We start from the raw sequence: 12,523 nt of genomic DNA on the forward strand, positions 1-12,523 counted from the left end.
TGTTTCGGTGGTTATGGCGGTGGGGAAACGCCCGGTCCCATTCCGAACCCGGAAGCTAAGCCTGCCAGCGCCGATGGTACTGCACCCGCCAGGGTGTGGGAGAGTAGGACACCGCCGAACATAACTTCACAGAAAGCCCTTGAGGCCCCGGTTGAGAACCCAACGGTTCTCCTGGGGCCTCAAGGCATTTCCGCGCCTTTTCAATCGGTATCCTCGCGATCGTGAGCACTCCGCGCCTGCTGGTCATCCAGCCCGACGAAACCGATCCGCCGGCGACGCTCGGCGACTGGCTTACCGACGCCGGCGCCCAACTCGACATCCGCCGCGCCTGGACCGTCGAGATTCCCGACAACCTCGACGGGTATCAAGGACTGGTGTGCCTCGGCGGAGGCATGAACGCCGAGGAGGACGACACTCACCCCTGGCTCGCGGATATCCGCCGGCTACTCGCCTCCGCGGCCCACGGCGGTACCCCCGTGCTCGGCGTCTGCCTCGGCGCGCAACTTCTCGCGAGCGCGACCGGCGGCCGCGTGACCAAAGCGGACAAGGGACCCGAGGTCGGCGGTTACCTGATTGCCAAGAAAGACGCCGCCTGGACGGATCCGCTGTTCGCGGAGCTGCCGTTGATGCCGGATGTCTTCCATTTCCACGCCGACGTCATCACCAGCCTGCCGCCGAGCGCCGTACTGCTCGCATCCAGCCCGAAGTACCCGAACCAGGCCTACCGGCTGGGAGGGTGTGCCTACGGGATCCAGTTCCACATCGAAACCACCGTCGAGATCGCGCAAGCATGGGCGCACGACTCACCGGAAATGGCCGAGACCGCGAAGCCGGGCACGTTCGACGCCGCGAACCTGACCGAACTGCACGCGGACCTGGCCGAGACATGGCGCCCGTTCGCGGCCCGCTTCGTCCAGCTCGCCGCAGGAGACCTGCAACCCGCGACCCCGCCACCGAACCGAACGCTGCCACTCGCCTGACCCGGGGACCCCCGGCCACTCGCGCGAGCACCGGATCGGCCTTGACTCGCACCGGACCGACCGATGGGACATGGCCTGGGCGCCAGCCTGGCGGCCACACCTCGGAGGCAGGCGAGCATGTGCTGTTCTCTTGCCGATGGGTAGGCGGCATCGGGTCCACGAGCCGGGTGGGCACGAGGCTGGCTGAGCCGAGGCCCGGACCGGGGACGGGCTACGGTGGAACCTGATGGCAGAGCAGGCACGGGGGTCGGCGTCCCCAGCGCGGTACGGCTTGACCGACGACCGCGCCGAAGCAGAGTTGCGAGCGGCGGGCTGGTGGACCGACAACGGCCCGGACCCGGCGAGCATCGTCGTCCTCACCGCGCTCTCCCGCGCTGCCGATCCGGACCTTGCCTTGCGTGGACTGGACCGCCTGCGCGAGGCGGACGAGGCAGGCTGGCCGGATCTCGCCGCCGCCCTGTGCGAAAACCGTATCCTGCGTGGCCGGCTCATCGGCGTCCTCGGTACGTCGACCGCGCTGGCCGACTTCCTGGTCAGCGCACCCACCGAATGGCGTCGCCTGGCGCAGGCCACCTGCACCGGAACCGACTGCTACGCCGACACCCTGCTCGCCGCGGTCCGCGACGGCGGATCCGACACGCCGCTGCTCACCGGCTCCGCCGCGGAACAGGCGTTGCGTGCCGCGTACCGGGGCCTGATCCTGGAAATCGCGGCCGACGATCTCGGCTATCTGATCGACCAGGAACTTCCCCGGCCCTCCTACACCGACATCACCGGCCGCCTCACCGCCCTCGCCGACGCCGCGCTCGTCACGGGGCTCGCGATCGCCGAGGCCGAACTCCGCAAGCCCGACACCGAACCGACGACGCTCGCGATCATCGCGATGGGCAAGTGCGGCGGCCGCGAGCTGAACTACGTCAGCGACGTCGACGTGATCTTCGTGGGGGAGGGGGACCTCTCACTCGCGACGCGGCTCGCGACCACCACCATGCGTGTCGTGGGCAAGGCCTGCTTCGAGGTCGACGCGGCGCTGCGGCCCGAAGGCAAGCAGGGCGCGCTCGTCCGCACGATGGACGGGCACATCGGCTACTACAAGAAATGGGCCCGCACCTGGGAATTCCAGGCCCTGATGAAGGCGCGCCCGGTCGCCGGCGACGCCGAACTCGGGCGCCAGTACACCGAGATGGTCGACTCGATGGTGTGGTCGGCGGCGGAACGCGAGAACTTCGTCGCCGATGTCCAGCAGATGCGCCGCCGCGTCGAAAAGCATCTTCCCGCCGAGATCGCCGACCGTGAACTCAAACTGGGGCGCGGCGGGCTGCGTGATGTCGAGTTCGCCGTGCAACTGCTGCAGCTCGTGCACGGGCGGGCCGATCCCGCGCTTCGCTCCCCGTCCACAATGGAGGCTCTCGACGCGCTCGGGGAGGGTGGCTATGTCGGCCGCGCCGACGCCGCCGAGCTGGAGAACTCCTACGAGTTCCTGCGCACCGTCGAGCACCGGCTGCAGCTGCGCCGCCTGCGCCGCACCCACCTGTTCCCGGAACCGTCCGACACGGTCGAACTGCGTATCCTCGCCCGCGCCACCGGCATCAAGCCGGCACGCGGCCGCGCCGAGGGCGACCTGCTGTTGTCCGACTTCCGGCGCCACGCGCAGCGGATCCGCCGCCTGCACGAGAAACTGTTCTACCGCCCGCTTCTGCAGTCCGTCGCGAGCGTGCCGACCGAGGCGCTGCGGCTCACCACCAAACAAGCCGCTCAGCGGCTGTCCGCGCTCGGCTACGTGGCACCGGACGGCGCCCTCCAGCACATCCGCGCCCTCACCGCCGGCGTCTCGCGCCGCGCGTCCATTCAGCAGACGCTGCTGCCCGTCCTCCTCGACCTGCTCGCCGACACCGCCGATCCCGACGGCGGCCTGCTCGCCTACCGCAAGGTTTCCGAGGCACTCGAGGCGACCCCGTGGTACCTGCGCGTCCTGCGCGACGAGGGCGCGGTCGTGGAGCAGCTCGCCTTCCTGCTCGGCACCTCGAAACTCGTGCCGGACCTGCTCGTCCGCGCACCCGAGGTGCTCCAGTTGCTCGGCGACCCGGCCAAGCTGACCGGCCGCGACCCGCGGGAGTTCGCGACGTCCCTGCGCGCCACGGTTCGCCGCCAGCCCGGGCTGAAGGCCGCGGTCACGGCGGCCCGTTCGCTGCGCCGGCACGAACTGCTGCGCGTCGCCGCCGCGGATCTCCTCGGCCTGATGGACGTGCAGTCCGTCTGCTTCGCACTGTCCAGTGTGTGGACCGCCGTGCTCCAGGGCGCGCTCACCGCCGCGCTCAACAAGCGGGAGGCGGAGCTGGGCTCGGCACCGGCCAAGATCGCGGTCATCGGGATGGGCAGACTGGGCGGTGCGGAACTCGGCTACAGCTCCGACGCCGATGTGTTGTTCGTCTGCGAGGCCAACCACGGATTCGGTGACGGCGAGGCCGTCCGCTTCGCGACGAGCGTCGCGGAGTCGGTGCAGCAGAGCCTCGGCCAGCCCACCGCCGACCCGCCGTTGCAGGTCGACGCGAACCTCCGGCCCGAAGGCCGGGGCGGCCCGCTGGTCCGCACGCTCGAGTCCTACCGCGCGTACTACGCGCGCTGGAGCCAGGTGTGGGAAGCGCAGGCCCTGCTGCGTGCCCGGCAGATCGCCGGTGACGACGACCTCGGCGAGCGGTTCATCGCCATGATCGACCCGATCCGCTACCCCGAAGGCGGGCTGGACGCGACGCGGATCCGCGAAGTCCGCCGCATGAAGGCCCGCGTGCAGGGGGAGCGGATGCCCAGGGGTGCCGACCCGACCCTGCACACGAAACTCGGCCGGGGCGGGCTCGCCGACGTCGAATGGGCGGTGCAGCTCCTCCAGTTGCGCCACGCCGACGAGGTGCCCGCACTGCGCACCACCTCGACCCCGGGCGCGCTGACCGCGCTCGCCGAGGCGGGACTCGTCGACACCGAGGACGCCGACTCGATGCGGGAGGCCTGGCTGCTCGCCACGCACGTCCGCAACGCGGCGATGCTGGTCCGCGGCAAGGCGGTGGACCAGGTGCCCAGCAGCGGACGCGACCTCGCGGCCATGGCCCGGGTGCTCGGCTACTCCGCCGAAGACGACCCCGGCGAGTTCGTCGACGCCTACCGCCGCACCACGCGTCGCGCCCACGCCTCGGTGGAGCGTGTCTTCTACGAGGACTGAGCGCGCGGTCACAGCGCGCTGACCGAATCACGTTCTACAGTGGCCACGTGACTGAGCGCGAACCGTTCCGGATGCAGATCAAGGTCCGGCTCTACGAGCTGGACCCACTCGGGCACCTCAACCACGCCGTGTACCACTCGTATGCGGAGGTGGCGCGCATCGAGGCGTTCGACCAGGCCTCCGGCGGCAGCACGGCGCTGCGTGAGGCGCACGTCGCGCCGGTCCTGCTCGCGTCCCAGATCAACTACCGCCGCGAGATCGTCCTCGGCGAGACCGTCGAGGTGACCGCCAGGGCCAAGTTCGGCACCGGCAAGTCGTTCCAGATGGAACAGAACATCGTCAAGGCCGACGGCGTGCTCGCCGCCGACCTCGCCCTCACTCTCGGCCTGATGCACCTGGAACGGCGCAAGCTCGTCGAGGATCCGCGCGGCTGGTTCGAGCGCGCTGGCTACGACATTTCCCTGCTCACCGGCGAGTAGCCGAGGCCTCCACCTTGGCGGGCGCGCGCAGCTGGTAGCCCACGCCACGGTGTCGACCTTGCGCCGCAGGTAGGACCGTCAGGTTCGATATCGCCGATTGTCAACTCGCACCAAGGCAGGCAAAAAGAGACGGGACGGCGGCCGGGGTCTTCCCCTCGGCCGCCGCCCCGTGTCCGTGGGCGCTACTGGATCACACGTCGTAGTAGAGCGCGAACTCGTACGGGTGCGGGCGCAGGCGCAGCGGGTCGATCTCGCTCTCCCGCTTGAAGCTGATCCACGTGTCGATCAGGTCGGGGGTGAACACGCCACCCTCGGTGAGGAAGTCGTGGTCGGCTTCGAGGTTGTCCAGGACGGAACCCAGGTCGGCGGGGACCTGCTTGACGTCCTTGGCCTCCTCGGGCGGCAGCTCGTAGAGGTCCTTGTCGATCGGCTCCGGCGGCTCGATCTTGTTCTTGATGCCGTCCAGGCCCGCCATCATCATGGCCGCGAACGCCAGGTACGGGTTACCGGACGAGTCCGGGCACCGGAACTCGATGCGCTTGGCCTTGGCGTTGGTGCCGGTGATCGGGATACGGACGCAGGCGGAGCGGTTCCGCTGCGAGTACACCAGGCTGACCGGCGCCTCGAAGCCCGGGACCAGACGGTGGTAGGAGTTCACCGTCGGGTTGGTGAAGGCCAGCAGGCTCGGCGCGTGGGCCAGGATGCCGCCGATGTAGTGACGCGCGGTGTCCGACAGGCCGGCGTAACCGGACTCGTCGTAGAACAGCGGCGAGCCGTCCTTCCACAGCGACTGGTGGCAGTGCATACCGGAACCGTTGTCGCCGAACAGCGGCTTCGGCATGAAGGTCGCGGTCTTGCCTGCGGCCCACGCGGTGTTCTTCACGATGTGCTTGAAGAGCATCAGGTCGTCGGCGGCGTGCAGCAGCGTGTTGAACTTGTAGTTGATCTCGGCCTGGCCCGCGGTGCCCACCTCGTGGTGCGCGCGCTCGAGGGTGAAGCCGGAGTTGATCAGGTTCAGGCTGATCTCGTCGCGCAGGTCGGCGTAGTGGTCGACCGGCGGGACGGGGAAGTAGCCACCCTTGTACTTGGTCTTGTAACCGCGGTTGCCGCCCTCTTCCTCGCGACCGGTGTTCCACCAGCCCTCGATCGAGTCGATCTCGTGGAAGGTGCCGTTCTCCGCGGAGTTGAAGCGGACCGAGTCGAAGATGTAGAACTCGGCCTCCGGGCCGAAGAAGACGGTGTCGGCGACACCGGACTCGGCGATGTACTGCTCGGCCTTGCGCGCGATGTTACGCGGGTCCCGGCTGTACGCCTCACGCGTGAACGGGTCGTGCACGAAGAAGTTGATGGCGAGCGTCTTCTCCTTGCGGAACGGGTCGATCCGCGCGGTTTCCGGGTCGGGCAGCAGCAGCATGTCCGACTCGTGGATCGACTGGAAACCGCGGACGGAGGACCCGTCGAAGGCGAGGCCCTCTTCGAAGGCGTCGTTGTCGAACGCCTTCGCGGGAACGGTGAAGTGCTGCATGACGCCCGGCAGGTCACAGAACCTGACATCGACAAACTGCACGTTCTCATCCGCGATGAGACGCTGGATATCGTCTGGAGTAGTGGACACCCTCTGTAACTCCTTCAACTGTTATGCCGGGGGCAGTACTCTCTTCGGCTCACGCTAAAAGGGCGGTGTTGCCCGTCCGTCACCCGTATGTTTCGCGGATGTTAACGGGACCCGCAAATTCCACCGCCCATCCACTTAAGCAGCTATTTCGTGGCAAGGCATACCCTAGACGGGTGGCAAGATGGACGGGCGAATGGTTGTCGAACCCGCGGGCGGGCCTCGGCGGCGGTGACGCTGAGCCACCGCGCTGGCGCGGAGAGCGACTGGGGCTGCCCGAGGGCGGTGTCGGTTCGGTCGCGCGCGGAGGCTCCCGGCTGCTCGGTTTCCTGATCGACCTCGTGTTCGCGTCGCTGGTGACGTCGTTGTTCTTCCGGCCGAACCTGCAGGACACCGCGCTGATGCAGACCTACAACCTGTGGTCGGCCGCTGTCTGGGCGGTGCTCACCGTCCTGCCGGTCGCGTTCTTCGGATACACCCCGGGCATGGCGGTGCTGGGTATCCGGGTGGCGCGGCTCGACGGCGCCACGATGACCGGGTTGTGGCGGGCACTCGTCCGCGCCGCGCTGACCGTGGTCATCCTGCCCGCCGTCATCCGTAACGCGGACGGGCGCAGCTGGCTGGACCGCATCACCGAGACGGTGGTGATCCGGTTCCGCTGAGCGTCAGCCGTGGCGGTGAGTGCGCTCGTGGCATCGGCGGGGCGGCTGGCACGACCCCCGTCGCCGAGACGGTGGTGATCCAGCTTCGCTGAGCGTCAGTCGTGGCCGCGCGGTGCTCGTGACGTCGCCGGCCAGGCTGGCGCGACCCGCGGCTGAGTCGATCGTGATCCGCCGACCTTAAGGCGTCAGCGGCGGCGGATGGTGCGCTGCACGTTGCGCATCTTCGCGCCCTGCGGCACAGGACCCTTGGGCATCGCGGCCCCACCCCGGTTACCGAGCGCGGTCAGCTTCGCCTCGAGGGCGTCGATCTGCGCGGGCTTGAGGTTGCGCGGCAGCTTCATCAGGTGCGGCTGCAGGCGGCGCAGCGGAATCTGGCCCTCTTCGTTGCCGATGACGACCTCGTAGATCGGCGTGTCGCCGACCAGCCGGGCGACGCGCTTCTTCTCCTGGGTGAGCAGGTTCTTCACCCGGTGCGGTGCGCCCTCGGCGACGAGGATGACCCCCGGCGCGCCCAGTACCCGGTGCACGGCGTCGAGTTGCGTGGTCGCGGCGACGGTCTGCGTCACCTTCCAGCGGCCGCGCAGGTTGTCCAGCGCCCAGCCCGCGGCACCCGGCTGGCCATCGGCCTTCGAGTAGACCGTGCGCTGCACGCGGCGACCGAAGATGATCACCGCGGCGAGCACACCGAGCACGATGCCCAGCGGAAGCAGGATCCACTGCGCGTTGAAGAAGAAGCCGACACCGAAGACCACACCGGCGACGACCACGATGGATCCGACCATCCACGGGATGAGCGCCTTGTCCTCGCGGCGCTGCATCTTGAATGCTTCGAAGATCTGGCCCCGCCGAGCCTTGCTCGCCGCGCGCTTCTCCCGCTTTGCCTGCTTGGCAGCTTCTTTGTCCTGCTTTCCCGCCATATGAACCAGGATACGGCCGGGTGGGCAACATCGAATCTGTCGGCCCCCTCTGCGAGGATGCCGGACGTGGTTAGCCCAGTCCCCGCAACGAACCGGCCCGGCCTGCTGGACGGGCTCGACCCCGAACAACGTGCCGCCGCCTCCGCCCCGCGCGGTCCGGTGTGCGTACTCGCCGGGGCCGGCACGGGCAAGACACGCACCATCACCCACCGCATCGCGCACCTGATCAGGTCTGGGCACGTCTCCGCAGGTCAGGTGCTGGCGGTCACGTTCACCGCGCGCGCCGCGGGCGAGATGCGCAACCGATTGCGAGCGCTGGGGGTGGAGGGCGCGCAGGCGCTGACCTTCCACGCGGCGGCGCGGCGCCAGCTTCGCTACTTCTGGCCGCGTGTGATCGGGGACCGGATGTGGGATCTCGTCGAGGGCAAGCTGCGGCTGGTCGGCCAGGCAGCGCACCGTGTCGGGCTCGGCACCGAACCCGAGGTGCTGCGAGACCTCGCCAGTGAGATCGAGTGGTCGAAAGCCTCGTTGATCAGCCCCGACGACTACGTGGCCGCCGCGGCGCGCGAGCACCGGGACCCGCCCGCGTCGCCGCAGCAGATCGCCGAGGTGTACCGGGCCTACGAGAAGTTCAAGAACGCCGCCCAGGTCCTCGACTTCGACGATCTGCTGCTGCACACCACCGCGGCGCTGGAGGAACACGGCGAGGTCGCCCGCGAGTTCCGCGACCGCTACCGCTGCTTCATCGTGGACGAGTACCAGGACGTCACGCCGCTCCAGCAGCGGCTGCTCGACGCGTGGCTCGGCGGCCGTGACGATCTCACCGTCGTCGGCGACGCCAACCAGACGATCTACTCCTTCGGCGGTGCCTCGCCGCGGTCGTTGCTGGAGTTCACCCGCCGCTTTCCCGAAGCGACCGTGGTGCGGCTGGAACGCGACTACCGGTCCACGCCGCAGGTCGTCGAGCTGGCGAACAAGGTCATCGGGGCCGCGCGCAACCGGCCTGCCGGGTCCCGGCTGCGGCTCATCGGCCAGCGCCCGAAGGGGCCCGAGCCGAGGTTCGCCGAGTTCGAAGACGAGCCCACCGAGGCGGCCGCCGTCGCCGCGCGTATCCGCAACCTCCTCGACGCGGGCGTGCCGGCCAGCGAGATCGCCGTGCTGTACCGGATCAACGCCCAGTCCGAGTCGTTCGAGCAGGCGCTGAGCGATGCCGACATTCCCTATCTCGTGCGCGGCGGCGAGCGCTTCTTCGACCGGCGCGAGGTGCGGCAGGCGATGGCCTCGTTGCGCACGGCCTCGGCGGACCCGCCCGGCGGTGACCTGGTGACGGCGGTGCGCTCCGTGCTCGCCCGCGTCGGTCTGACCCAGCAGCCCCCGGCCGGTGGCGCCGCGCGCGAGCGGTGGGACGCCCTGCTGGCGCTGGTCGAGGTGGCCGAGGAACTGGCCGCCACGGTCGAGGGCGCCGGGATGCCGCGTTACGTCGCCGAACTCGAGCAGCGGGCCGCCGCGCAGCATCCGCCGACCGTCGAGGGCGTGACGCTCGCGTCGCTGCACGCGGCGAAGGGGCTCGAATGGGACGCGGTGTTCCTCGTCGGACTTGCCGAGGGCACCCTGCCGATCTTGCACGCCGAGGGCGACCAGAACGCGATCGAGGAGGAGCGGCGCCTTTTCTATGTCGGCGTGACGCGCGCACGGGAGCACCTGTGGCTGTCCTGGTCGCTGTCGCGCCACCCCGGCGGGCGGCGGAATCGGCGGCGCAGCCGGTTTCTCTACGGGCTGATTCCCGAGCACCACCCGGACGCCCGGCCCACGCGCGGCCAGTCGGCGAAGGCCGGGACGAAACCGCGGTGTCGCATCTGCGAGCGGCCGCTGCTGGACACGATGGACATCAAACTCGGCCGGTGCCGCAAGTGTCCGTCCAATCTGGACGCCGACCTGCTCGACCGGCTGCGGGAATGGCGTGGCTCGCGGGCAAAGGAGCTGAAGGTGCCTGCGTTCGTCGTGTTCACAGACGCCACCCTTGTCGCGATCGCCGAACAGCGGCCCACCGACGAACGGGAACTGGTCGCGATTTCCGGTATCGGCCCGAGCAAGGTCGCGCGGTTCGGCGACGACGTGTTGGCGGTTGTGAACGACGAGCAAGCTTGACCGCGCGCGAGACGTCTTCCGTGCGGCGTAACCGCTGCGCAGAGGCGTTCTCCGCCGGTTCGAAGATTCTTCGGGAAAATCAGTTGTGCTCGTCTGGCAGGGCCAATAGCCTGCATAGGTCGGGCGAAGCACGCCCGGGGGGATTGTGTCCGTCGCCTGGGGGCGACTAGGGCCGGACAGCGAAAGGAGGTGCCTGAGATGACCAAGATCATGACGATCGGCAACCCTGGCACCATGCTGTCCTGCGCCATTCCCATGAGCGCCGCGGCCGGCCAGGGCGCCGGTATGCGCTGGTCCGAGCGCGCGCTTTTCACCACCCATGGCGTCCGTGTGCGCCTGGGCAATGCCGCGTTCGATCTCGCCGCGCCGGCGTACATCGATGTGCCGACGGCCAAGCAGCCGAAGTATCACGTTCCGCATCCTCTGCTCGAGAGAAGCCCCTGACACCCATTCAGGGAAAGGCTCACGAGGGCCGCGGAACCGTACATCGGATCCGCGGCCCTCGTGTTTTTGTGCAGTACCCCTCCACAACCGAAAAACCGTTACTACACAAAGGAGAACGGGAATGTCATCGGCAATCGCCTTCGCGTCAGAGAGGGCGTTACCCGACGAGCTCATCGATCCCGCCACAACCGGTGTCGGTGAGCTGCTCGACGCCGTGGCCTCACCGGATTCGGACCTGCCCTGCAGGTCCGGCGACGCGGACCTGTGGTTCGCGGAGGCTCCCGCGGAACTCGAGCGGGCCAAGCGGTTCTGTGCGGACTGCCCGGTCCGGCAGGCGTGCCTCGCCGGCGCGCTGGCCAGGCGGGAGCCGTGGGGCGTCTGGGGTGGCGAGATCTTCGAGCGTGGCGCCGTGGTGGCGCGCAAGCGGCCCAGGGGACGTCCACGCAAGCACCCGGTGGTCGAGCGGCCCGATCGCGAACAGCCTCTCGAGCGGACCTCGGCCGAGCAGCGGAGCGCTGCCGCATGAGTGCCGAGCCAGTGACCCGAAAGCAGCCAGAAGTGGAGCGAGTCCGACCGTGCGCCACGCCTGTGACCATCAAGGAGATCAGTGAGATGTTGATGAATGAAGAACTCGCGAGAGCACGAATACAGGAGCTGAGCGCCGACCTGCGCGAGCAGCGGGCCCGCGGTAACGCGCGTGCGGCCCGGCGCTGGGCCCGGATGGCCCGCTGGGCCACCCGGCGCGCGCGTCGCTACAGCTCCTGAGCCCTGGGGGCGGGGACGTTCGCCGCGGACGAATTCGCGGCGAACGTCCCTGCGGCTCGTGTTGAATGACCGCATGGGCGGACACGGACACGGACACGGACATGGGCACACGCACGACCACATCGACTGGGCCGACCGGATCCCCGACCTGCGCAAGGCCGATGAGCTGAACATCGCCGCGTACGAGGAGATCGCCAACCGGCTGACCGGCGATATGCCCGAGGGCTCGGTAGTGGTCGACGTCGGCGCGGGCGCCGGCGGGATGAGCGCGGCGCTGGCCGCGGCGCTCGAAAGCCGTGGTGGTGGCAGGCTCGTGCTCGTCGACGCCGTGCCGGAGTTGCTGACCGTGGCCGCCGAGGTGGCGTCCGGCCGGGACCGCGTCGAAGTCGCCACCGTTCGATCGGACGTCGCCACGGAGCGGTTGCGTGCGCTCGTGCCACCCGCGCGGCTGATCTGGGCGGCGATGATGTTGCACCACCTGCCCGACCAGCAGGCCGGTGTGTCCAGTTTCGTGGAGGCGCTGGCGCCCGGGGGAGTGCTGGCCATCGTCGAGGGCGGGCTCGAGACCGAATGCCTGCCGTGGGATCTGGGCATCGGCGTGCCCGGTCTGGAGCGCAGGCTGCTCGCCGCGCGAGATGCCTGGTTCATCGACATGCGGGCCTCGATCGAGGGGAACGCGCGCATGCCGTACGGCTGGACCACGGCGCTGAGCCGGGCCGGGCTCACCGATGTCGGGTCGTTCAGCGTGGTGGTCGACCATCCCGCGCCGCCTGCCGCGCCTGTGCGCGAGTACGTGCTGGCGCGAACCGCGCAGCTGATCGAGACCGTCGGCGAACGCCTCGACGAGCAGGACCGCGAGACCGCGCGACGGATCCTCGACCAGGACGACGAGGCGTACCTGGGCCATCGGGACGATCTGTTCATGCTCGGCGTGCGCACCATCCACTGTGGACGAAAGCCGTGACGTCCGCGGAACCGGTCGTCTGCGTGCGCTGCGGCGCGACGCGGGACGTGGCCGCCGATCCCGCCGCGGCGCTGACCTGGGTGGCCGAACGCGAGGGCGCCGCCACGCGATGGCTGTGCCCACGGTGCGCGCGGGAGCACGTGCGCGATATCGAAGGCAAGCTTCCGCCGGAGTACTGGTAGCCGGTTCCGGCGGCGGGCGTTTCGGGGTCGCGGTTCGTGGGTTGTGGCGGTGCGGCGCGGTTCGCGGTCGCGGATTGCGGCCCGTACGGCCCGTACGGTTGGGGTGAGAGGGGCATCTCGGCGGGGCCGGGCTCTGGGTGTGACTGGTGGGGTTGC

At 69.4% G+C, this 12,523-nt stretch carries 12 protein-coding genes and 1 rRNA gene; 11 read left to right on the forward strand and 2 right to left on the reverse strand.

All coding sequences use genetic code 11. The annotated features are described in order from the left end of the window. The first annotated feature begins 3 nt into the window (after window positions 1-3). The 4 genes from rrf to HFP15_RS41425 all read left to right on the forward strand — a co-directional run bounded on the left by rrf (window position 4) and on the right by HFP15_RS41425 (window position 4,673). Window positions 4-120 (forward strand): 5S ribosomal RNA (gene rrf / locus HFP15_RS41410). A gap of 101 nt (window positions 121-221) precedes the next feature. Beyond that, window positions 222-980 carry a type 1 glutamine amidotransferase gene (locus HFP15_RS41415; RefSeq protein ID WP_168523995.1) on the forward strand — a complete coding sequence of 253 codons (759 nt, stop codon included), beginning with the start codon at window positions 222-224 and terminating at the stop codon, window positions 978-980. Window positions 981-1,206: 226 nt separating this feature from the next. Further along, window positions 1,207-4,194, forward strand: a complete 2,988-nt coding sequence (locus HFP15_RS41420; protein WP_168523997.1) for a bifunctional [glutamine synthetase] adenylyltransferase/[glutamine synthetase]-adenylyl-L-tyrosine phosphorylase — start codon at window positions 1,207-1,209, stop codon at window positions 4,192-4,194. Between the two features lie 47 nt (window positions 4,195-4,241). Then, window positions 4,242-4,673 carry an acyl-CoA thioesterase gene (locus HFP15_RS41425; RefSeq protein WP_168523998.1) on the forward strand — a complete coding sequence of 144 codons (432 nt, stop codon included), beginning with the start codon at window positions 4,242-4,244 and terminating at the stop codon, window positions 4,671-4,673. Between the two features lie 190 nt (window positions 4,674-4,863). Here HFP15_RS41425 and glnA read toward each other — a convergent pair whose 3' ends face one another. Continuing rightward, complete coding sequence (glnA, locus tag HFP15_RS41430) at window positions 4,864-6,288, reverse strand: type I glutamate--ammonia ligase (RefSeq protein WP_168523999.1); 1,425 nt, start codon at window positions 6,286-6,288, stop codon at window positions 4,864-4,866. Window positions 6,289-6,461: 173 nt separating this feature from the next. Between glnA and HFP15_RS41435 the strand changes: the two genes are divergently transcribed. Beyond that, on the forward strand, window positions 6,462-6,947 hold the full coding sequence (locus HFP15_RS41435; RefSeq protein ID WP_312872007.1) for an RDD family protein: 486 nt from the start codon (window positions 6,462-6,464) through the stop codon (window positions 6,945-6,947). A gap of 185 nt (window positions 6,948-7,132) precedes the next feature. Here HFP15_RS41435 and HFP15_RS41440 read toward each other — a convergent pair whose 3' ends face one another. Next, window positions 7,133-7,864 carry a DUF4191 domain-containing protein gene (locus tag HFP15_RS41440; protein WP_168524000.1) on the reverse strand — a complete coding sequence of 244 codons (732 nt, stop codon included), beginning with the start codon at window positions 7,862-7,864 and terminating at the stop codon, window positions 7,133-7,135. Window positions 7,865-7,930: 66 nt separating this feature from the next. Here HFP15_RS41440 and HFP15_RS41445 point away from each other — a divergent pair, with 66 nt between their 5' ends. From HFP15_RS41445 to HFP15_RS41470, 6 genes are all read left to right on the forward strand, one after another. Then, window positions 7,931-10,012: an ATP-dependent DNA helicase UvrD2 gene (locus tag HFP15_RS41445; protein ID WP_312872008.1), complete on the forward strand. Its 2,082-nt coding sequence runs from the start codon at window positions 7,931-7,933 to the stop codon at window positions 10,010-10,012. A gap of 198 nt (window positions 10,013-10,210) precedes the next feature. Then, complete coding sequence (locus HFP15_RS41450) at window positions 10,211-10,456, forward strand: hypothetical protein (protein ID WP_168524002.1); 246 nt, start codon at window positions 10,211-10,213, stop codon at window positions 10,454-10,456. Between the two features lie 121 nt (window positions 10,457-10,577). Continuing rightward, window positions 10,578-10,982, forward strand: coding sequence for a WhiB family transcriptional regulator (locus HFP15_RS41455; protein WP_168524003.1), 405 nt, complete (start codon window positions 10,578-10,580; stop codon window positions 10,980-10,982). Between the two features lie 86 nt (window positions 10,983-11,068). Then, window positions 11,069-11,221: a hypothetical protein gene (locus HFP15_RS43290; protein ID WP_246272555.1), complete on the forward strand. Its 153-nt coding sequence runs from the start codon at window positions 11,069-11,071 to the stop codon at window positions 11,219-11,221. 73 nt (window positions 11,222-11,294) lie between these two features. Beyond that, on the forward strand, window positions 11,295-12,185 hold the full coding sequence (locus HFP15_RS41465) for a class I SAM-dependent methyltransferase (protein WP_168524005.1): 891 nt from the start codon (window positions 11,295-11,297) through the stop codon (window positions 12,183-12,185). Next, window positions 12,182-12,367, forward strand: a complete 186-nt coding sequence (locus tag HFP15_RS41470) for a hypothetical protein (RefSeq protein WP_168524006.1) — start codon at window positions 12,182-12,184, stop codon at window positions 12,365-12,367. The genes HFP15_RS41465 and HFP15_RS41470 overlap by 4 nt, the downstream gene beginning before the upstream one ends. The last annotated feature ends 156 nt before the right edge of the window (window positions 12,368-12,523 follow it).

This window comes from Amycolatopsis acididurans (genome assembly GCF_012328925.1).
Classification (GTDB): domain Bacteria; phylum Actinomycetota; class Actinomycetes; order Mycobacteriales; family Pseudonocardiaceae; genus Amycolatopsis_E; species Amycolatopsis_E acididurans.